The organism is Pseudomonas sp. 008 (assembly GCF_016861935.1).
Lineage (GTDB): Bacteria > Pseudomonadota > Gammaproteobacteria > Pseudomonadales > Pseudomonadaceae > Aquipseudomonas.
This window is the reverse complement of sequence record NZ_BOMA01000009.1, coordinates 236,928-256,038: the sequence shown is the minus strand read 5'-3', so window position 1 is coordinate 256,038 and position 19,111 is coordinate 236,928. Positions and strand designations below refer to the sequence as shown.

The 19,111-nt window shown below is 58.7% G+C and carries 21 protein-coding genes; 6 read left to right on the top strand and 15 right to left on the bottom strand.

The window, feature by feature from the left end:
* Positions 1-120 precede the first annotated feature (120 nt).
* Positions 121-678, top strand: coding sequence for a GspH/FimT family protein (locus tag JUI81_RS19915; protein ID WP_019581264.1), 558 nt, complete (start codon positions 121-123; stop codon positions 676-678).
* Here JUI81_RS19915 and ispH read toward each other — a convergent pair.
* The 6 genes from ispH to murJ all read right to left on the bottom strand — a co-directional run bounded on the left by ispH (position 647) and on the right by murJ (position 8,141).
* A complete protein-coding gene (ispH, locus tag JUI81_RS19910) occupies positions 647-1,594 on the bottom strand; it encodes a 4-hydroxy-3-methylbut-2-enyl diphosphate reductase (protein ID WP_018925888.1) in 948 nt (315 codons plus the stop codon). The genes JUI81_RS19915 and ispH overlap by 32 nt on opposite strands.
* Before the next feature lie 146 nt (positions 1,595-1,740).
* Complete coding sequence (gene fkpB / locus JUI81_RS19905; RefSeq protein WP_172901223.1) at positions 1,741-2,178, bottom strand: FKBP-type peptidyl-prolyl cis-trans isomerase; 438 nt, start codon at positions 2,176-2,178, stop codon at positions 1,741-1,743.
* A gap of 7 nt (positions 2,179-2,185) precedes the next feature.
* Entirely contained in the window at positions 2,186-2,698 is a 513-nt protein-coding gene (lspA, locus tag JUI81_RS19900; RefSeq protein ID WP_019581266.1) for a signal peptidase II, read from the bottom strand.
* Complete coding sequence (gene ileS / locus JUI81_RS19895; protein WP_204124866.1) at positions 2,691-5,522, bottom strand: isoleucine--tRNA ligase; 2,832 nt, start codon at positions 5,520-5,522, stop codon at positions 2,691-2,693. Before ileS ends, lspA begins: the two co-directional genes overlap by 8 nt.
* Complete coding sequence (ribF, locus tag JUI81_RS19890) at positions 5,523-6,473, bottom strand: bifunctional riboflavin kinase/FAD synthetase (RefSeq protein WP_018925885.1); 951 nt, start codon at positions 6,471-6,473, stop codon at positions 5,523-5,525.
* A gap of 129 nt (positions 6,474-6,602) precedes the next feature.
* Positions 6,603-8,141, bottom strand: a complete 1,539-nt coding sequence (gene murJ, locus JUI81_RS19885; RefSeq protein WP_028938881.1) for a murein biosynthesis integral membrane protein MurJ — start codon at positions 8,139-8,141, stop codon at positions 6,603-6,605.
* 387 nt (positions 8,142-8,528) lie between these two features.
* Between murJ and rpsT the strand changes: the two genes are divergently transcribed.
* On the top strand, positions 8,529-8,807 hold the full coding sequence (gene rpsT / locus JUI81_RS19880; RefSeq protein ID WP_007901883.1) for a 30S ribosomal protein S20: 279 nt from the start codon (positions 8,529-8,531) through the stop codon (positions 8,805-8,807).
* 123 nt (positions 8,808-8,930) lie between these two features.
* Here rpsT and JUI81_RS19875 read toward each other — a convergent pair whose 3' ends face one another.
* The 5 genes from JUI81_RS19875 to rplU form a co-directional block, all read right to left on the bottom strand.
* Positions 8,931-9,395 carry a CreA family protein gene (locus JUI81_RS19875; RefSeq protein WP_007938427.1) on the bottom strand — a complete coding sequence of 155 codons (465 nt, stop codon included), beginning with the start codon at positions 9,393-9,395 and terminating at the stop codon, positions 8,931-8,933.
* A gap of 12 nt (positions 9,396-9,407) precedes the next feature.
* Positions 9,408-10,526 (bottom strand): glutamate 5-kinase, encoded by a 1,119-nt coding sequence (gene proB / locus JUI81_RS19870; protein ID WP_028938880.1) that lies wholly within the window; start codon positions 10,524-10,526, stop codon positions 9,408-9,410.
* Between the two features lie 137 nt (positions 10,527-10,663).
* Positions 10,664-11,887, bottom strand: coding sequence for an Obg family GTPase CgtA (gene cgtA, locus JUI81_RS19865; protein ID WP_018925882.1), 1,224 nt, complete (start codon positions 11,885-11,887; stop codon positions 10,664-10,666).
* Between the two features lie 195 nt (positions 11,888-12,082).
* The gene (gene rpmA / locus JUI81_RS19860; protein WP_003228360.1) at positions 12,083-12,340 is read right to left on the bottom strand and encodes a 50S ribosomal protein L27; all 258 of its coding nucleotides are present in this window, start codon (positions 12,338-12,340) and stop codon (positions 12,083-12,085) included.
* A 33-nt stretch (positions 12,341-12,373) separates the two neighbouring features.
* Complete coding sequence (gene rplU, locus JUI81_RS19855) at positions 12,374-12,688, bottom strand: 50S ribosomal protein L21 (protein WP_007901869.1); 315 nt, start codon at positions 12,686-12,688, stop codon at positions 12,374-12,376.
* A 240-nt stretch (positions 12,689-12,928) separates the two neighbouring features.
* Here rplU and JUI81_RS19850 point away from each other — a divergent pair, with 240 nt between their 5' ends.
* The 3 genes from JUI81_RS19850 (at position 12,929) to JUI81_RS19840 (ending at position 14,863) form a co-directional block, all read left to right on the top strand.
* The gene (locus tag JUI81_RS19850; RefSeq protein ID WP_019581270.1) at positions 12,929-13,897 is read left to right on the top strand and encodes a polyprenyl synthetase family protein; all 969 of its coding nucleotides are present in this window, start codon (positions 12,929-12,931) and stop codon (positions 13,895-13,897) included.
* Positions 13,898-14,058: 161 nt separating this feature from the next.
* Positions 14,059-14,400 (top strand): zinc ribbon domain-containing protein YjdM, encoded by a 342-nt coding sequence (locus JUI81_RS19845; RefSeq protein WP_007938431.1) that lies wholly within the window; start codon positions 14,059-14,061, stop codon positions 14,398-14,400.
* A 205-nt stretch (positions 14,401-14,605) separates the two neighbouring features.
* Positions 14,606-14,863: a hypothetical protein gene (locus JUI81_RS19840; RefSeq protein WP_018925879.1), complete on the top strand. Its 258-nt coding sequence runs from the start codon at positions 14,606-14,608 to the stop codon at positions 14,861-14,863.
* 61 nt (positions 14,864-14,924) lie between these two features.
* On the opposite strand, the gene JUI81_RS19835 is transcribed toward JUI81_RS19840, so the two are convergent.
* The 3 genes from JUI81_RS19835 to JUI81_RS19825 all read right to left on the bottom strand — a co-directional run bounded on the left by JUI81_RS19835 (position 14,925) and on the right by JUI81_RS19825 (position 16,589).
* Positions 14,925-15,542, bottom strand: a complete 618-nt coding sequence (locus tag JUI81_RS19835) for an FKBP-type peptidyl-prolyl cis-trans isomerase (RefSeq protein ID WP_007938433.1) — start codon at positions 15,540-15,542, stop codon at positions 14,925-14,927.
* A 130-nt stretch (positions 15,543-15,672) separates the two neighbouring features.
* Positions 15,673-15,966, bottom strand: a complete 294-nt coding sequence (locus JUI81_RS19830) for a DUF6482 family protein (protein WP_019581271.1) — start codon at positions 15,964-15,966, stop codon at positions 15,673-15,675.
* A gap of 134 nt (positions 15,967-16,100) precedes the next feature.
* Positions 16,101-16,589: a TIGR00645 family protein gene (locus JUI81_RS19825; protein ID WP_007938436.1), complete on the bottom strand. Its 489-nt coding sequence runs from the start codon at positions 16,587-16,589 to the stop codon at positions 16,101-16,103.
* Between the two features lie 160 nt (positions 16,590-16,749).
* Here JUI81_RS19825 and JUI81_RS19820 point away from each other — a divergent pair, with 160 nt between their 5' ends.
* Positions 16,750-18,579 (top strand): hypothetical protein, encoded by a 1,830-nt coding sequence (locus tag JUI81_RS19820; RefSeq protein ID WP_204124865.1) that lies wholly within the window; start codon positions 16,750-16,752, stop codon positions 18,577-18,579.
* A 6-nt stretch (positions 18,580-18,585) separates the two neighbouring features.
* Here JUI81_RS19820 and JUI81_RS19815 read toward each other — a convergent pair whose 3' ends face one another.
* Complete coding sequence (locus JUI81_RS19815; RefSeq protein ID WP_019581273.1) at positions 18,586-18,927, bottom strand: hypothetical protein; 342 nt, start codon at positions 18,925-18,927, stop codon at positions 18,586-18,588.
* Positions 18,928-19,111: the final 184 nt, after the last annotated feature.

The window sequence follows — 19,111 nt, the reverse complement described above, 5'->3', positions numbered from 1 at the left end:
GTTGCCGTCGGCTATACCTGCTTCTACACGCTAGAACATTCGACCGACAGATGTACGGTTGTTTTGCCATTACTCGCGCAAGGATCGCGCGGGCCGCAGCACTCCATGGAGGGAGATGACATGCATCAGCAAGGTTTCAGCCTGATCGGACTGCTCATGGGACTGACGATTGTCGGGATTGTTCTGCACTTGGTCAGTCCGGCGTTCGCTGCACTGACAGAATCGAATCATCGGGAGCAGGCGGCCGAGTCGCTGATCAGCGGGATCCGGCAGGCCAGAACCCTGGCCATAACCCGCAACCAGAGCGTGGTCATTCATGGCATCAACGGCGATTGGAGCCAGGGTTGGCGGATCATTCTGGACATCAGCGGCAAAGGGCCAGAGGACAGCAGCAATCCGCTACTGGTCGAGCGCGCAGGTGATGCGCGAACGCCGATTGTCGGCAATTGGTGGGTCAGGCGTTTCGTGCGGTTCAGCAGTCTGGGCCAACCGCTGATGCCCGGGCGGGCATTTCAGGCAGGGACGCTACATATTTGCTCGGCTCGCGAGCCGGTCAGCCAGCTCCAGGTGGTGCTGGCGGCGAGCGGTCGAGTGCGCCTGGCCAACCGTAAGGCTGAGCAGGCGCTGTGTCGAAAGGCGGAAAGTATTACAGCAGCGAACGCACGCGCAGCTCTTTAGGCATGGAGAAGGTGATGTTCTCCTCGCGACCGGCCAGTTCATCGGCACCGGTGGCACCCCAGGCCTGCAATTGCTGGATCACGCCACGTACCAGCACTTCCGGAGCGGAGGCACCGGCCGTGATGCCAATACGCTCGACACCGTCGAACCAGCTCTTTTGCAAGTCTTCGGCACCGTCGATCAGATAGGCCGGGGTTGCCATGCGTTCGGCCAGTTCACGCAGACGATTGGAGTTGGAGCTGTTCGGGCTGCCGACCACCAGCACCACGTCGCACTCGTCCGCCAGTTGCTTGACAGCGTCCTGACGGTTTTGCGTGGCGTAGCAGATGTCGTCCTTGCGCGGACCACCGATCGCCGGAAAACGCGTACGCAGGGCGTCGATCACGCGACTGGTGTCGTCCATGGACAGGGTGGTCTGGGTAACGAAAGCCAGTTTTTCAGGGTTGTTCACCTGCAACTCGGCGACATCTTTCTCGTCTTCGACCAGATAGATCGCGCCACCATTGCTGCCATCGTACTGGCCCATGGTGCCTTCGACTTCCGGATGGCCGGCATGACCGATAAGGATGCATTCACGGCCGTCACGGCTGTAACGCGCGACTTCGATGTGCACCTTGGTCACCAGCGGGCAGGTCGCGTCGAACACCTTCAGGCCACGACCTGTGGCTTCGGTACGCACGGCCTGGGAAACGCCGTGAGCGCTGAAGATCACGATCACGTCGTCCGGCACCTGATCCAGTTCCTCGACGAAGATCGCCCCACGGGCACGCAGGTCTTCGACGACGAATTTGTTGTGGACCACTTCGTGGCGCACATAGATCGGCGGCCCGAAGACTTCCAGGGCGCGGTTGACGATTTCGATCGCCCGGTCCACACCGGCGCAGAAGCCACGGGGGTTGGCGAGTTTGATTTGCATGCTGTGCCTCGTGTCTTGCGCGCAAGAAGTTAGATCATTGTAGGAGCAGAGCTTGCTCGCGAAAGTGTGTCAGTCAACATTGATGCTGAATGTGATGACGCCTTCGCGAGCAAGCTCTGCTCCTACAGGTGACCGTATTCGGTCAGTTACAACGCTTTGACGTTGATGATCTCGACGTCAAAGGTCAAGGTCTTACCGGCGAGCGGGTGGTTGAAGTCGATGGTCACTTGCGCGTCATCGAATTCCTTCACCACGCCCGGCAGCTCGGTATTGGCGGCATCGTTGAAAATCACCAGCAGTCCTGGCGACAGTTCCATGTCCTGGAACTGCGAGCGAGGGATGACCTGCACGTTTTGCGGGTTAGGCTGGCCAAAAGCGTTTTCCGGCTCGATGGACAGGCTGCGTTTGTCGCCGGCCTTGAAGCCGAACAGCGCGGCCTCGAAGCCTGGCAACAGGTTGCCGTCGCCGACCTTGAAGGTCGCCGGGGCTTTGTCGAAAGTGCTGTCGACGGTGTCGCCGTTCTCCAGGCGCAATGCAAAGTGCAAGGTGACTTCCGTGTTCTGGCCGATGCGTTGTTCAGCCAATACCTGTTCAGTCATGAACGGTTTCTCCGGTCTTCTTACTTTTGAACATATCCAGCGCGAGCATTACGGCACCGACAGAAATGGCGCTGTCAGCAAAGTTGAACGCCGGGAAATACCAGCGGTTCTGCCAGTGCACCAGAATGAAATCGATCACATGGCCCAAGGCAATGCGGTCGTACAGATTGCCCAGCGCGCCACCCAGCACCAGGGCCAGCGCAATCGCCAGCCAGGTGTCGTTGCGCCCCAGGCGCTTGAGCCAGATCACCAGCACCGCACTGACCACCACCGCGATCAACGCAAACAACCAGCGCTGCCAGCCGGAGCTGTCAGCCAGGAAGCTGAACGCCGCCCCGGTGTTGTAGGCCAGGGTCCAGCTGAACAAATCGGGGATCACCACGATTTGCTGGTACATCTCGAGCTTGCCTTCGAAGTAGAACTTGCTGGCCTGGTCAATGACCAGGACCAGCAAACTCAACCAGAGCCAGCTCAGCCGTCCGAAACGGCCAGCCGCATTAGGCATAGTGACGAACCTCGCCCGCGCCGCTGATGTTGTCGACGCAACGACCGCAGATTTCCGGATGTTCCGGGTTCACGCCGACGTCTTCACGGCAGTGCCAGCAACGGGCGCACTTGGCGTGAGCCGACTTGACGATCTTGAGCTTCAGGCCGCTGACTTCGGTGACCACGGCATCGGCCGGTGCCTGCACCAATGGCGCAACACTGGCGGTCGAAGTAATCAGCACGAAACGCAGCTCGTTGCTCAGCTTGGCCAGGTCGGCGCTCAGCGCGTCTTCGGCGAACAGCGTCACTTCGGCTTGCAGGTTGCCACCGACGGCCTTGGCTGCACGCTGGATTTCCATTTCCTTGTTGACCGCCACCTTGACCGCCATGATCCGGTCCCAGTAAGCGCGATCCAGCTCGAAGCCTTCCGGCAGTTCGCTCAGGCCTTCGTACCAAGTGTTGAGCATCACAGACTCGTTACGCTCGCCCGGCAGGTATTGCCACAGCTCGTCGGCGGTGAACGCCAGGATCGGCGCGATCCAGCGCACCAGCGCTTCGCTGATGTGGAACAGCGCGGTCTGGCACGAACGACGGGCCTTGCTGTCGGCGCCAGTGGTGTACTGGCGGTCCTTGATGATGTCCAGGTAGAAACCGCCCAACTCCTGCACGCAGAAGTTGTGGATCTTGGAGTAAACGTTCCAGAAACGGTATTCGCCGTAGTGTTCCTGCAGCTCGCGTTGCAGCAACAGCGTGCGATCCACGGCCCAACGGTCCAGGGCGAGCATTTCTTCGGCCGGCAGGAGGTCGGTGGCCGGGTTGAAACCGGTCAGGTTGGAAAGCAGGAAGCGCGCGGTGTTACGGATGCGCCGGTAGGCGTCCGCACTGCGTTGCAGGATCTGCTCGGAAACCGCCATCTCACCCGAGTAGTCGGTAGACGCTACCCACAGACGCATGATGTCGGCGCCCAGGGTGTCGTTGACCTTCTGCGGCGCGATCACGTTGCCCAGGGACTTGGACATTTTGCGACCGGATTCGTCGACGGTGAAACCGTGGGTCAGCAGTTCGCGGTACGGTGCGTGGTCGTCGATGGCGCAACCGGTCAGCAACGACGAGTGGAACCAGCCGCGGTGCTGGTCCGAACCTTCCAGGTACAGGTCGGCGCGTGGGCCGGTCTCGTGACCCATCGGGTGCGAACCGCGCAGGACGTGCCAGTGCGTGGTGCCCGAGTCGAACCAGACGTCCAGGGTGTCGCTGATCTTGTCGTACAGCGGCGCTTCGTCACCGAGCAACTCGGCGGCGTCCATCTTGAACCAGGCTTCGATGCCTTCGACTTCGACGCGCTGGGCGACGATTTCCATCAGTTCGACGGTGCGTGGGTGCAGTTCGCCGCTTTCCTTGTTCAGGAAGAACGGGATCGGCACGCCCCAGTTGCGCTGACGGGAGATGCACCAGTCCGGACGGTTGGCGATCATCGAGTGCAGGCGCGCCTGGCCCCAGGCCGGGACGAATTTGGTGTCTTCGATGGCTTTGATCGCGCGTTTGCGCAGGGTGTCGCCCGCTGCTGGCTCTTTGTCCATGCCGATGAACCACTGCGCGGTGGCGCGATAGATCAGCGGGGTCTTGTGACGCCAGCAATGCATGTAGCTGTGTTCGATGGTGGTGGTGTGCAGCAGCGCGCCGACTTCGGTCAGTTTATCGACGATGGCCGGATTGGCCTTCCAGATGAACTGGCCGCCGAAGAACTCCAGCGATGGCACATACACGCCATTGCTTTGCACCGGATTGATGATGTCATCGTTGACCATGCCGTACTTCTTGCAGGTCACGAAGTCGTCCACGCCGTAGGCTGGCGAGGAGTGAACCACGCCGGTGCCCGCGCCCAGCTCAACGTAGTCGGCCAGGTAAACCGGCGACAGGCGATCGTAGAACGGGTGACGGAAGTTGATCAGTTCCAGCGCTTTACCGGTGGTGGTGGCGATCACCGAACCTTCCAGGCTGTAGCGGGCCAGGCAGGACTCGACCAATTCTTCAGCCAGTACCAGCAGCTTGTCGCCGACGTCGACCAGGGCGTAGTTGAACTCCGGGTGAACGTTCAGCGCCTGGTTGGCCGGGATAGTCCACGGAGTGGTGGTCCAGATCACGATCGAAGCAGGTTTGCCCAACGACGGCAGACCGAACGCGGCAGCCAGCTTGGCTTCGTCGGCGATCGGGAAGGCCACGTCGATGGTCGCGGACTTTTTGTTCTCGTACTCGACTTCCGCTTCAGCCAGGGCCGAACCGCAGTCAAAGCACCAGTTCACAGGCTTCAGGCCCTTGAACACGAAGCCACCCTTGACGATTTCCGCCAGGGCGCGGATTTCACCGGCCTCGTTTTTGAAGTCCATGGTCTTGTACGGGTTGGCGAAGTCGCCCAACACGCCCAAACGGATGAATTCGGACTTCTGGCCTTCGATCTGCTCGGTGGCGTAGGCACGGCACAGTTCGCGGGTCTTGTCGGCGCCCAGGTTCTTGCCATGGGTCACTTCGACTTTGTGCTCGATCGGCAGACCGTGGCAGTCCCAGCCCGGAACGTAAGGTGCGTCGAAACCCGACAGGGTTTTCGAGCGGATGATCATGTCCTTGAGAATCTTGTTCAGCGCATGACCGATGTGAATCGTGCCGTTGGCGTACGGAGGACCGTCATGCAGTACGAACTTCGGACGATCCTTGCCAATCTCGCGCAACTTACCGTACAGGCCAATGCTGTCCCAGCGCTGCAGAATCTGCGGTTCGCGCTGAGGCAGGCCGGCCTTCATTGGGAAGGCGGTGTCCGGAAGGTTTAGCGTGGCTTTATAGTCGGTCATTTAAGGCTCTTCATTAGCGATTGGCGCTAGGTGCGACAGGGCACGGGCGGCGGCGATATCCGCATTGATCGCCGTCTTAAGCGCCTCCAGAGAGGCGAAACGCTGCTCTTCACGCAGCTTGTGGTGGAAAACCACCGTCAAACGCCGGTCATACAGATCGCCGGCAAAATCTAAAAGGTGCACTTCGAGGTGGGCTTTGCCATCCCCTTCGACCGTTGGCCGCACACCAATATTGGCGACGCCTGGCCAGGTCTTGCCATCGATGTCGACGCTGACCAGGTAAACCCCGCTCAACGGCACACGACGACGCTTGAGTTGCACGTTGGCCGTGGGCGTACCCAACTGGCGCGCCAGCTTCTGGCCATGCAGGACCCGACCGGCAATCCGGTACGGGCGACCGAGCAGTTGTTCGGCCAAGGCGAAATCGGCAGCGGCCAGGGCATTGCGGACCTGAGTGCTGCTGACACGAATGCCGTCCAGCTCGACGGTCTGCGCCGCTTCGACGGTAAAGCCCTGAAGGACGCCGGCCTGTTGCAAGTAGTCGAAATCCCCCAGCCGGTCGCAGCCAAACCGGAAATCGTCACCAACTTCCAGATGCTGCACGCCGAGGCCGTCCACCAGAATGGTATCGACGAACTCCCTGGCGCTGAGTTTGCTCAGGCGATGGTTGAAAGCCAGGCACAACACCCGATCGACACCTTCTTCGGCCAGCAGCTGCAGTTTGTCCCGCAGGCGGGCCAGACGGGCCGGGGCGGTGTCCGGAGCGAAGAACTCCCGCGGCTGCGGCTCGAAAATCACCACGCAGCTGGGCACGCCCAACTCGAGCGCACGCTCTCGCAGCCGGACCAGGATAGCCTGGTGGCCACGGTGAACACCGTCAAAGTTGCCAATAGTGGCGACACAGCCCCGATGCTGGGGGCGCAGGTTGTGGAGGCCTCGAACCAGCTGCATAACGCGCTTCTTGCTCATAAAGTGGTCGATTATAACCACACCCGGCGGCCGACGACAGGCAACACCGTAACCCAAAGTAATCGAGCCGACAAAACTGCCGGTTCGCCCATGATTATCGAGATAACGTCTTCAGCTCAAGGCCTTGCGATTGAAGTCGCGCAAACGGAAGCCCATCAACAGCAACATGCCGAAATACGCCACGACGCCTGCGATCACCAATGCCCCCAGACGCAGCAGCCGCTCAAGCATAGGCCCCTGCCCCCAGGCCGGCATAAAGTGCATCGCACCCAGCAATACTGCAGACATCACCGCTACCGCCACCAGCAATTTGAGCCCGAACTTCGCCCAGCCCGGTTGCGGCTGATACATCTGCTGCTTGCGCAGTTGATAAAACAGCAAACCGGCGTTGATGCAGGCACCCGCGCTGATGGCCAGGGCCAGGCCGGCATGCGCCAGCGGACCGATCAGCACCAGGTTGAACAGCTGAGTGACGATCAGGGTGAAAATCGCGATTTTCACTGGAGTGCGGATGTTTTGTTGCGCATAGAAACCCGGCGCCAGCACTTTAATCACGATAATCCCCAGCAAGCCGACGGAATACGCGATCAACGCGCGTTGAGTCATGGCCGCATCGAAAGCGCTGAACTGGCCATACTGGAACAGCGAAGCCGTCAGTGGTTCAGACAGAATCCCCAGCGCCAGGGAACATGGCAACACCAGCATGAAGCACAGGCGCAGCCCCCAATCGAGGATTCGCGAGTATTCGTGGCGATCCTGGCTGGCATAGGTCTTGGCCAGGGTCGGCAACAAAATCGTGCCCAGCGCCACACCCAGCACGCCGGATGGCAATTCCATCAGGCGGTCGGCGTAATACATCCAGGACACGGAGCCGGCCACCAGAAACGAGGCAAAAATAGTATTGATGATCAGCGAAATCTGACTCACCGAAACGCCGATGATCGCGGGCAGCATCTGTTTCATGACCCGCCAGACACCGCTATCGCGCAGGTTCAAACGCGGCAGTACCAGCATGCCGATTTTTTTCAGATGCGGCAGTTGATAAAGCAGCTGCGCCAGCCCACCCACCAGAACGGCCCAGCCCAGCGCCATCACCGGCGGATCGAAATACGGCGTCAGGAACACCGCAAAGATGATCATGCTGACATTGAGCAGGGTCGGCACAAAGGCTGGCACCGAGAAGCGGTTCCAGGTATTGAGGATCGCCCCGGCCAGCGATGACAGGGAGATCAGCAATATATAAGGGAAAGTGACCCGCAGCAGATCGGTCGTCAGCTGGAATTTTTCCGGAGAATCGACGAAACCCGGTGCCGTGGCCCAGATAACCCAGGGGGCGGCGAGCATGCCCAACGCAGTGACCAGCGCCAGTACCAGTGTCAGCAGGCCTGAGACGTAGGCAATGAAGGTCCGCGTCGCCTCCTCGCCCTTCTGGCTTTTGTATTCGGCAAGAATCGGCACAAAGGCCTGGGAAAACGCCCCTTCGGCGAAGATCCGCCGCAGCAGATTGGGCAGCTTGAAGGCGATAAAGAAGGCGTCGGTCGCCATTCCGGCACCAAATGCACGGGCGATTAGAGTGTCACGAACAAACCCCAACACCCGGGAAAGCATCGTGATAGAGCTGACAGCGGCCAACGATTTGAGCAGATTCATTGAAAGAGTTTGTGCCTGTCGATAAACAGCAGGCGAACAACGCGCCCACTTATGCGATACTCCGCGCCGCAACAGCACAGAGCCAAAGCTCGCGAGTTTACAGGTCGCGCGCCGGAAAGAAATATCCAGCGCACCGTCCCCTTGAAAACGTAGCGAGCGAAGGCAAGACAAGGCGAAAGCAGGCGAGAAAGCGGAGTTGACTTTAGTCAATGAGCATTTCGAGTCTGCTTTCAACGCTGTATTGCCGAGCGCAGTAGTTTTCATGGGGTCGGAACCGGCCACTTAGCGGAACGTCTCTCCCGCCCTTGACAAGCCATCAACTCATCGGCATGATTCGCGGCCTATTTTGTTTGCTATTTCCTAAAAAGTCTTTCGAGGAGCTCGACGGTGGCCAACACACCTTCCGCCAAAAAACGTGCAAAACAGGCTGAGAAGCGTCGCAGCCACAACGCCAGCCTGCGTTCCATGGTTCGTACCTACATCAAGAATGTAGTTAAAGCCATCGACGCAAAAGACGCTGCTAAAGCTCAAGCTGCTTACGTTCTGGCCGTGCCAGTTATCGACCGTATGGCCGATAAAGGCATCATCCACAAGAACAAAGCTGCTCGCCATAAGAGCCGTCTGAATGGCCACGTCAAGGCCCTGAACGTTGCCGCTGCTGCCTAAGCGACGCGCTCGTTAAAAAACCGACCTCAGGGTCGGTTTTTTATTGCCTGCGATTTATTAAATACAATGCAAAAAAAATGTGGGGGCAAGCAGGCTCGCCCCCACACTTGGACCTTCGCTATCTTACTGAGCGTGCGTCCACGGCAGAATCGGAATCGCCGTCACCGCATTCTGCGGACTGCCCTCGATCAAGCGATCGCTGTAGACAAGATACACCAGCGTGTTGCGCTTCTTGTCGAGGAATCGCACCACCTGCATGGTCTTGAACACCAGCGAAGTGCGCTCTTTGAACACCTCCTCGCCATCCTTGAGCTCACCCTTGAAGTTGATCGGCCCGACCTGACGGCATGCAATAGACGCTTCAGCGCGATCCTCCGCCAACCCCAGACCACCCTTCACGCCGCCGGTCTTGGCGCGCGACAGGTAACAGGTCACGCCCTCCACTTTCGGATCATCAAACGCCTCGACAACAATACGGTCGTTCGGGCCGACAAATTTGAACACCGTCGACACCTGGCCGATTTCCTCGGCCGAGGCCAGCAATGGCATCGCCAACAATAAGCCCAATAATCCTTTTGCCACACGCATTCAGGTATTCCTTCAGACCAGAATCAGGTTATCGCGGTGAACCAGCTCCGGCTCCGCCATGTAACCCAACAGACCGATAATCGCCTCAGACGACTGACCGATGATTTTTTGTGCCTCCAGAGCACTGTAGTTAGCCAGGCCACGGGCGATTTCACGACCGTCCGGCGCCACACAGACCACCATTTCACCACGACGGAAGCTGCCCTGGACCAGCTTTACACCTACCGGCAGCAAACTTTTGTTGCCCTGAGACAGAGCGGTCACCGCACCCGCATCCAGCACCAGCGTGCCGCGAGTCTGCAGATGCCCGGCCAGCCACTGTTTGCGGGCCGCCAGCATGCCGCGCTCAGGCGACAGCAAAGTGCCGATGCGCTCGCCAGCCTTGAGGCGATCCAGCACTCGCTCAATACGCCCGCCAACGATGATGGTGTGCGCACCGGAGCGCGCCGCCAGACGCGCAGCGCGCAGCTTGGTCTGCATGCCGCCACGCCCCAACGCACCGCCAGTGCCACCGGCTACCGCATCGAGCGCCGGATCGTCGGCCCGCGCCTCATAAATCAGCTTGGCGTCGGGATTGCTGCGCGGATCAGCATCGAACATGCCATCGCGATCAGTGAGGATCACCAGCAAATCGGCTTCGACCAGATTCGCCACCAGCGCCGCCAACGTGTCGTTGTCGCCGAAACGGATTTCGTCAGTGACCACGGTGTCGTTTTCGTTGATCACCGGAATCACTTTCAACTCGACCAGCGCACGCAGGGTGCTACGAGCATTCAGGTAGCGCTTGCGGTCGGACAAATCGTCGTGAGTCAGGAGAATCTGTGCGGTATGCCGACCATGTTCGGCGAAGCTCGACTCCCAGGCCTGCACCAACCCCATCTGACCGATGGCGGCAGCCGCCTGCAACTCGTGCATCGCACTGGGTCGTGAGGTCCAGCCCAGACGGCTCATGCCCGCTGCCACCGCCCCGGAGGACACCAGCACCAGCTCAACGCCCGCCTCATGCAGGGCAACCATCTGCTCGACCCAGACACCCATTGCTGCGCGATCCAGGCCCTTGCCGTCCGCCGTCAGCAAAGCGCTGCCGATCTTCACGACCCAACGCTGCGCACCTGTCACCTTGCTCCGCATCATCTTCAACCTTAGCTTGAGGGCAGCGCGACCTGGCACTGCCCGTGACGTTATTCGTGGTTCTTCGTGACCAACAGTCGATTTCCAGATACTAAAACGCCGCTCCAGTGAGCGGCGCTTAAGTTTATCGCAACGAATCAGTCACGCACGTAAATGATTTCCGGACCGTCTTCGTCATCCACATCTTCTTCATCCCAATCGTCGTCACCGATGTCATGGACCGACTTCACGCCGCTGCGGCGCAGAGCACGCTGATCGTCCAGCGCCTGCAACTGGGCGCGAGCTTCATCTTCGATGCGCTGATCGAGTTCAGCCAGCTCTTCCTTGTAGGCCGGGTCGTTAGCCAGGCGATCGGCGCGATCTTCCAGGTAACGCATGATGTCGTGACACAGGCGCTCGGTGCCTTGCTTGGCGATCGCCGAGATCACATAGACCGGACCGGTCCACTCCAGACGATCAACGATCTCCTTGACGCGAGCATCGTGCTCTTCCTCAAGGATCTGGTCGCACTTGTTCAGCACCAGCCAGCGATCACGCTCAGCCAGGGACGGGCTGAACTTGGTCAGCTCGCTGACGATCACTTCAGCGGCATCCGGCGCACTGGTGTCATCCAGCGGCGCCATGTCGACGAGGTGTAGCAGCAGACGCGTACGCGACAAGTGCTTGAGGAAGCGAATCCCCAGGCCTGCGCCGTCGGAAGCACCTTCGATCAGGCCCGGAATATCCGCGACCACGAAGCTCTTCCAGCGATCGACACTGACCACACCCAGGTTCGGCACCAACGTGGTGAACGGGTAGTCGGCGACTTTCGGCTTGGCAGCCGACACCGAGCGAATGAAGGTACTTTTGCCGGCGTTCGGCAAACCGAGCAGACCGACGTCCGCCAACACCTTCATTTCCAGTTTCAGGTCGCGCTGCTCACCCGGCTTGCCCGGCGTAGTCTGGCGCGGCGCACGGTTGGTACTGGATTTGAAACGAGTGTTACCCAGACCGTGCCAACCGCCCTGAACCACCATCAGCTTCTGGCCGGCCTTGGTCAGGTCGCCGATGACTTCCTGGGTGGCAGAGTCGATCACTGTGGTACCGACCGGCACCCGCAGGATCAGATCCTCACCTTTTTTGCCGGTGCAGTCGGTGCTGCCACCGTTGGAACCGCGCTCGGCATCGAAGTGCCGGGTGTAACGGTAGTCGACCAGGGTGTTCAGGTTTTCGTCGGCCATCATGTAGATGGAACCGCCATCACCACCGTCGCCGCCGTTCGGGCCGCCGTTTTCAATGAATTTTTCTCGACGGAAACTCATGCAACCGTTGCCACCGTCGCCGGCCTTTACTCGAATCGATACTTCATCAACAAACTTCATAACAAAACGCCTCTCGCCATACGGACGAGCCGAAAAACAACCAAGACATAAGACTCTTGCAAAAATGAGCGCAGCGACCTCAATCAACGACCGCCAATACAGCGCTGGAGCCCATCACAAACAGCTTTGCAAGAGACTCACCCCACAAACGAAAAAGCCCCGTCGCAAGACAGGGCTTTTCCAGCGATCGCGCAATTAAGCTGCGACGACGCTCACGTAACGACGACCGAAGGCGCCTTTTACTTCAAACTTGATCACGCCTTCGATTTTCGCGAAGAGGGTGTGATCTTTACCCATGCCAACGCCGTAGCCAGCGTGGAATTGGGTGCCGCGCTGACGCACGATGATGTTACCGGCCTTGATGACCTGGCCGCCATACATCTTCACGCCAAGGCGTTTGGCTTCTGAGTCGCGACCGTTACGGGTACTACCACCAGCTTTTTTGTGTGCCATGAGTTCAATTCTCCTAGTGAGGAATTAGGCTGATTAAGCCTGAATACCGGTGATTTTGATCTCGGTGTACCACTGGCGGTGGCCCATACGCTTCATGTGGTGCTTACGGCGACGGAACTTGATGATGCGGACTTTATCGTGACGACCTTGGGAGATCACTTCAGCCACAACGGTAGCGCCAGGAACAACTGGAGCGCCGATATTCACGTCGTCGCCATTGGCAACCAACAGAACGCGATCAAAAGTTACGGATTCGCCGGTAGCGATTTCCAGTTTTTCGATCTTCAGGTATTCACCTGGAGCAACTTTGTACTGCTTGCCACCAGTAACGATTACTGCATAAGACATGGTATTTCTCCGATAATCCTGCTCACCCAGCTCTTTATAAGAAGAGGTATTGGCTGGCATGGCTGCATAAGGCTGGAAGGCCAGTTTGCAATTGCGTAAGGCAGGTGCTGCCCAGGAAGTTCAGGGTGCGCGATTGTACGCAAGCTACTCTGGCGTTGCAAGTGGCCGTCCATCGCGCCTTGACAGGCCCGGACGTGGGTCCTAGCATGCCGCGCAACCCTTCTGGAGCAACTGTCGCTGATGCAACCCCAAGCTTTCTACCGCGCGGTGGCGGACGATTTTAACGCCGTCGACGGCATCATCAAGAAGCAGCTGACTTCCCGAGTGCCGCTGGTATCGAAAATCGGCGACTACATTACCTCGGCTGGCGGTAAACGCCTGCGTCCCTTGCTCGTGCTGCTGTGCGGCAAGGCACTGGGCCGCGAAGGCGATGACCTGCGCCTGCTGGCCGCGACCATCGAGTTCCTGCACACCGCCACTCTGCTGCACGACGACGTCGTCGACATGTCCGGCATGCGCCGTGGTCGTTCGACCGCCAATGCCATGTGGGGCAACGCGCCGAGCGTGCTGGTGGGCGACTTCCTGTATTCGCGTTCTTTCGAAATGATGGTCGAACTGGGCTCCATGCCGGTAATGAAGATCCTTTCGCAAGCCACGCGCATCATCGCTGAAGGCGAGGTGCTACAGCTGTCGAAGGTCCGCGACGCCAGCACCACCGAAGAAACCTACATGGAAGTCATTCGCGGCAAAACCGCGATGCTCTTCGAGGCTTCGACCCACAGCGCCGCAGCCCTGGCCGGCGCCTCGCTGGAACAGAGCGAAGCGCTGCGCACCTTTGGCGATCACCTGGGCGTGGCCTTCCAACTGGTTGATGACCTGCTGGACTACCGTGGCGATGCCGAGACCCTGGGCAAGAACGTCGGTGACGATCTGGCCGAGGGCAAGCCGACGCTGCCGCTGATCTACACCATGCGCGAAGGCACTCCGGAGCAGGCCGCACTGGTTCGTCAGGCGATCCAGAAAGGTGGCATCGAAGACCTGGAAAGCATTCGCGAAGCGGTCGAAGCTTCCGGCTCGCTGGATTACACCGCGCAACTGGCCCGCGACTACGTGGCCCGTGCGATCAAGTGCCTCGACGCCCTGCCCGCCAGCGAATACCGCGATGCGCTGGTGGAATTGAGTGAGTTTGCGGTCGCTCGCACGCACTGATATTCACAGCAAAATCAAAAGATCGCAGCCTTCGGCAGCTCCACATGGGTACACCAAGGAGCTGCCGAAGGCCGCGATCTTTTGCTGTTCGCTCCCTCCTGCGATAAATCCCTATATAATGTGCGCTTTCTTTTTAGCCATCCTGGATCCAAGGAGCTTTAGTGAGCACGTTGCCACCCTGCCCGAAATGCAATTCCGAATACACCTACGAAGACGGCGCACAGCTGATCTGCCCGGAGTGCGCCCATGAGTGGTCCGCCAACGGCGAAGCCGAAGTAGCGTCCGACGATACCGTGAAAAAGGACTCGGTCGGCAACGTCCTGCAGGACGGCGATACCATCACCGTGATCAAGGACCTCAAGGTCAAAGGCACTTCCCTGGTGGTCAAGGTCGGCACCAAGGTCAAGAACATCCGCCTGTGCGATGGCGACCACGACATCGACTGCAAGATCGACGGCATCGGCCCGATGAAACTCAAATCCGAGTTCGTCAGAAAAGTCTGAGCCCGCTGTATTCCATCCCGCGCCCTGCGTGGGATGGTGCTTTGCCCTTCCCCGCCTCACCCAGCACTCCTCGCAATAGCCAAACGCCAGCCGCTTTGACCTTACGCAATCCTTACCCGATAAAAAACGCAAACCGCCAATAGGCCCTTGCTATTTAATGAATAGGAATTATTCTCATTGAACCCAATCAATGGAGATGAGCCCCATGACTTATTTGATCGATGCCTGGCTGGACCGCCCACATCCCTACCTCAGAATCCTGCATCGGGAAACCGGGGAAGTCTGTGCGGTGCTTGAAGAAGAAGCCTTGAACGAGCTGCAGGATCAGGGTGATCTGGACGTCAACGGCCTGAGTTCCAGCGAGCCGGTGGTGCTCAAGGAACTGGTGCGCAATCTGTTTCTGTTTTGCTATGCCCGGGCGTTGCGCCCGAGTCATGATCTGAATACTAAGTTCGAGGTATGAAGATCATTTGTAAAAATGCCGGAGCTGGCCCTGCAGGAGCGGGCCAGCTCCAACACCGGGATTACAGAACGTCGAGCAGTTCGACGTCGAATACCAGTACGCTGTGCGGCGGAATGCTGCCAACGCCTTGAGCGCCGTAAGCCAGTTCGCTCGGCACGTACAGACGCCATTTGCTGCCCGCGTTCATCAGTTGCAGGGCTTCGGTCCAGCCAGCGATAACGCCGCCTACCGGGAATTCTGCAGGCTGGCCGCGCTCGTAGGAGCTGTCGAATACAGTGCCGTCGATCAGAGTGCCGTGGTAGTGCGTGCGCACTTGATCTTCACGGGTTGGCTTGGCGCCTTCACCTTGAGTCAGCACTTCAAATTGCAGGCCCGAAGCCAGAGTAGTGATGCCTTCACGCTTGGCGTTTTCAGCCAGGAAAGCCAGGCCTTCGCCAGCAGCAGCTTCAGCCTTGGCAGCCGCTTCAGCTTGCATGATCTCGCGGATCACTTTGAAGCTGGCGGACATTTCTTCCTGACCCACACGGCTTGGCTTGCCGGCGAACGCGTCGGTCAGACCCGCCAGGATTGCGTCCAGGCTCACGCCCGGTGGCGGATTGTCACGCAGCTGGTCGCCCAACTGACGGCCAATGCCGTAGCTGACGCGGGTTTCATCGGTGGACAGATTTACTTCGGACATGACACTGCTCCGCTGTGCGGACGGCCCTGGAACTTGCCGTGCGTGCACAGCGCATCCCGGAGCGCCCGGAATCAAAAGGGCGAGCAGACTAGCACAGATGCCGCCACGTTGATGAGCGGCGTCAGCCCTGTTACGCAGAACGGAAGGCGCTCGGTAATTTCGGACTTTCCTCGGCGCTGGTACCGCACATTTCATCATGGGCCGAGGTATATACAACGTTGAATGGCTTGGGACAGGCGTGAAGCACTTCACGCGCATGCTCGACCGAGCGCAGCTGCAATGTCTCGCCATGAGCATCGAGCACTGGATGCGCCGCACCATGCATCCGAGCCTCCAGCACGTAGAACACGCCTTCCATCGAGATCAGGTTCAACTCATCGATCTTTCCGGCGATGGCATACGCATTCAACTCTTGCAGGTTCATGAGCGCACCTCACGCAGTGGAGAGCCAGGGTTCTTACAGGGATATGCCTCGACGCGCCAAAGTACAAGCCACAAACGACACCGCCCGTCTGTTTCGCAACAGACGGGCGGTGCGGTGGACCGAGTAAGGGCGGATCAGTGCTTGGTCAGCTTGTCCAGATAACCCATGGCAAACGCCGACACCACGAAGGTCATGTGGATGATCACGTACCACTGCAAATGCTCCGGATCGACGTTCTTGGCGTCCATGAAAATCCGCAGCAAGTGGATCGACGAAATTGCCACGATGGAAGCCGCGACCTTCATCTTCAACGAAGACGAATCCATGGTGCCCAACCAGTTGAGCTTCTCCTTGCTGTCGTCGATATCCAGTTCGGAAACGAAGTTCTCGTAACCGGAGATCATCACCATTACCAGCAAGCCGCCTACCAGCGCCATGTCGATCAGCGACAACAACACCAGAATCAGATCCGACTCGGCCATCGAGAACACGTTAGGGATGACGTGGATGACTTCCTGGAAGAATTTCAGTGCCAACGCCAGCAAGCCCAGCGACAAACCGAAATAGATCGGCGCCAGCAACCAGCGGGAGGCGTACATTGTATTTTCGATAAAGCGTTCCATTGAATCTCACACAAGGGGCTGGAAATGGCGGCGAGTATAACAGCCGCCTGTTACACCCAGAAACCGCCGGAAAATCCGCAACCTGCGTGTGTGTGACAAAGTTTTTCTGCTAGTGTCCAGATCAATGACAGGTCAGCGACATCGGACAGGAAAACTGGAAATGGATGTGCGATTGCCTTTAACGAGTGCCGGACTTTGCCTCGCATTGCTGCTCGGTGGTTGTTCACCCAGCGATGAGAAACGCCAGGTCAGCCTCGAAGAAAAGACCGCGCAGTTCGAAAAGTCTCTGGAGGCGATCAAGGATCCGAAACTCAAGGACGTCGTGACCGAACTCGGCGGTTCACTGCTGCTGCTCGAGCGTGCGCAACTCAAGCTCGACAGTAAACCGGTGGTCACCGAATACGGCGAAGATGCCCTCGCCGTATTCAAGCACTACCCCACGCCCCAGGCGCTGGTCGACACTTACATCAACGGGCTGTTCGTGCTGCACAAGGAGTCCAGCTCGGATTACCTGACCGATCTGCAACCGGTATTCCCCCTCCACTTCAACACCCCTGGCGCATTCCTTTTCCCTCATGACCTGGAATGGCAATCGGTGACCCTCAGCAACAAGCGCGTCATCGCGTTTCAGCCGGAATGGTCGGAAACCGATCCAGGAATCCAGCTGAGCCCGTCGAGCTCCAACCTGACCAACCCCGATGATTTGACGGTGACCTACCCCTTCATCGAAGGCCTGGGTGTGGACAAGAAGAACCTGCCACAACCGGTGAGTTTGCAAGGCAAGGTGGAGGTCATCGCCCCACGCCGAATCTACAGCTTCGACCTGACAAAAAAGGACGTCGGCCAGACGCGCACCAATGACAACCTCAGTGTCACGCTGCTGAAGCTTGAAAAAAACCATGCCGAAATCGAATTCAGTAACAGCGCACCACCGGCCCCCGAGGTTCGCGATACACCGCCCAACCCGCTGATCGTTCAGGCCAGGGACACCACCGGACAATTCCTCTCGCGCTCGGGCGCGATCCATGAAACCGCCGCGCAAATTGCGTTCTATCAAAAACAACTGGCGCAAATGCAACAGCAGAAAGCCTGGAGCGAAGCGTTCGAAAAACAGCTCGAGGACAACCAGCGTGCCTTTGAAAAACAACAAACCCGACAGTACGCCAAGGTGTACTTCAACGGACCGATCGACACACTCGAAGTCAGCTTGCTGGACTTCTCGGCGGTCACGGTGACCCGCAAGAACCTGGACCTGCCAGTACGCCGCTTCGACCCGCACACGACGGAAAAAACCATCCAGCCACTGACCTTGCCCGTGGTGGTATACGACGACCAGGCTGCGACCTGGCTCAAGGGTGCGACGCTGGACGAGAACCAACTGAAAAAAAGCATCAGTATCAGCCAGTCGATCGAAGACCCGAGCGCCGCGCGCATCGATTTCGATCACCCCAGAAGTTTCAATGATGAACTGCTCGGCACCTCGTTCAATCCCGGCGAAAGTCCCGTGACGTTCTTTACCCAAGACAGCAATGGCCGGCGCGACGGGCCGATCGAGCTGCCACCGGAGGCGTATCAGGTCGACCCGCTACGCGGCAGCATCACCTACGATCTGAATCTGTTTGCAGAAACTCCGGCCTACGCAGTGGGCTCCATGCCGCTGTTCCTGGCGACTGTCGACAAGCAAACCTACGACGCCCACCAACTGCCCAAGGGCCTGGCGCTCAAAGGGAATGAGTTGGTGGTTGATCTGAAGCTGTTCCCCGACCAGGACTGGCGCTTTTTCGCCAAGGACGACAGTGGCAACTATCTGAAGGAGATTCTTTCGGTCAGTCACGACGCGAACGCGCAAGGTCCGGGGTTATTCGCAGTGCATTACTTCTACGGCCAGCCCACACGTCTGGAAACTTATCAGCGAACCAACCTCACCACCGTGCAATACGGTTTCGAGGTCAAACTCGACAAGACCGAGCCAGGTAACCTGGATCAATAGCCTGGATCAGCCTTCAGGTCGAAACCCGGGACCGGCAAGGTTGTGGAAACGGCCACCGTTGATCTCTCGCAACTGGGCTTGCAGGTGCAGGCACCAGATTTGCGGGTCATCGGCCAGCTCGTAGCCATGCAGAGTCAGACTTTCGACGATGGTGTCGAGGATCGATTCAGCCACGACCGGCCCACGGAACGGGCCTTGAGCCTTGATGGCTGAAGGTTGCTCGCCGGCCATTCCGGCGGCAAAAAGCAAGGTCCACATGCCCGTATCTCCCGCCAGCGGGCGGATAGCACATTCGATACGGGTCACAAGGCCCAGGCATTGACGGGTGAGGCAGAGGTTGCGCGACATGGCGGCGACCCTCGGTAGATCCGGTATTCAGCCTCCACGGGAAGGCTGTCTCGATCCAGTGATAACTGTCGATATCCTTGAGCAGAGAATAGAAGAAAAGTTCAGCTCGCACGCGGCCCGCAGCCAGAAGGCGCCGAGTGGTCGCCGTGCAAATATTGACGCCAGAGATGTGGCGAGGGGGCTT

Excerpts from the sequence above, each read along its gene's own strand:
- JUI81_RS19825 (WP_007938436.1), bottom strand. The coding sequence starts at position 16,589 with ATGGAACGCTTTATCGAAAATACAATGTACGCCTCCCGCTGGTTGCTG.
- JUI81_RS19835 (WP_007938433.1), bottom strand. The coding sequence starts at position 15,542 with ATGTCCGAAGTAAATCTGTCCACCGATGAAACCCGCGTCAGCTACGGC.
- JUI81_RS19915 (WP_019581264.1), top strand. The coding sequence starts at position 121 with ATGCATCAGCAAGGTTTCAGCCTGATCGGACTGCTCATGGGACTGACG.
- JUI81_RS19830 (WP_019581271.1), bottom strand. The coding sequence starts at position 15,966 with ATGAACCTGCAAGAGTTGAATGCGTATGCCATCGCCGGAAAGATCGAT.
- lspA (WP_019581266.1), bottom strand. The coding sequence starts at position 2,698 with ATGCCTAATGCGGCTGGCCGTTTCGGACGGCTGAGCTGGCTCTGGTTG.
- JUI81_RS19820 (WP_204124865.1), top strand. The coding sequence starts at position 16,750 with ATGGATGTGCGATTGCCTTTAACGAGTGCCGGACTTTGCCTCGCATTG.
- murJ (WP_028938881.1), bottom strand. The coding sequence starts at position 8,141 with ATGAATCTGCTCAAATCGTTGGCCGCTGTCAGCTCTATCACGATGCTT.
- ileS (WP_204124866.1), bottom strand. The coding sequence starts at position 5,522 with ATGACCGACTATAAAGCCACGCTAAACCTTCCGGACACCGCCTTCCCA.
- JUI81_RS19840 (WP_018925879.1), top strand. The coding sequence starts at position 14,606 with ATGACTTATTTGATCGATGCCTGGCTGGACCGCCCACATCCCTACCTC.
- cgtA (WP_018925882.1), bottom strand. The coding sequence starts at position 11,887 with ATGAAGTTTGTTGATGAAGTATCGATTCGAGTAAAGGCCGGCGACGGT.
- JUI81_RS19875 (WP_007938427.1), bottom strand. The coding sequence starts at position 9,395 with ATGCGTGTGGCAAAAGGATTATTGGGCTTATTGTTGGCGATGCCATTG.
- rpmA (WP_003228360.1), bottom strand. The coding sequence starts at position 12,340 with ATGGCACACAAAAAAGCTGGTGGTAGTACCCGTAACGGTCGCGACTCA.
- JUI81_RS19850 (WP_019581270.1), top strand. The coding sequence starts at position 12,929 with ATGCAACCCCAAGCTTTCTACCGCGCGGTGGCGGACGATTTTAACGCC.
- ispH (WP_018925888.1), bottom strand. The coding sequence starts at position 1,594 with ATGCAAATCAAACTCGCCAACCCCCGTGGCTTCTGCGCCGGTGTGGAC.
- rplU (WP_007901869.1), bottom strand. The coding sequence starts at position 12,688 with ATGTCTTATGCAGTAATCGTTACTGGTGGCAAGCAGTACAAAGTTGCT.
- JUI81_RS19815 (WP_019581273.1), bottom strand. The coding sequence starts at position 18,927 with ATGTCGCGCAACCTCTGCCTCACCCGTCAATGCCTGGGCCTTGTGACC.
- ribF (WP_018925885.1), bottom strand. The coding sequence starts at position 6,473 with ATGCAGCTGGTTCGAGGCCTCCACAACCTGCGCCCCCAGCATCGGGGC.
- proB (WP_028938880.1), bottom strand. The coding sequence starts at position 10,526 with ATGCGGAGCAAGGTGACAGGTGCGCAGCGTTGGGTCGTGAAGATCGGC.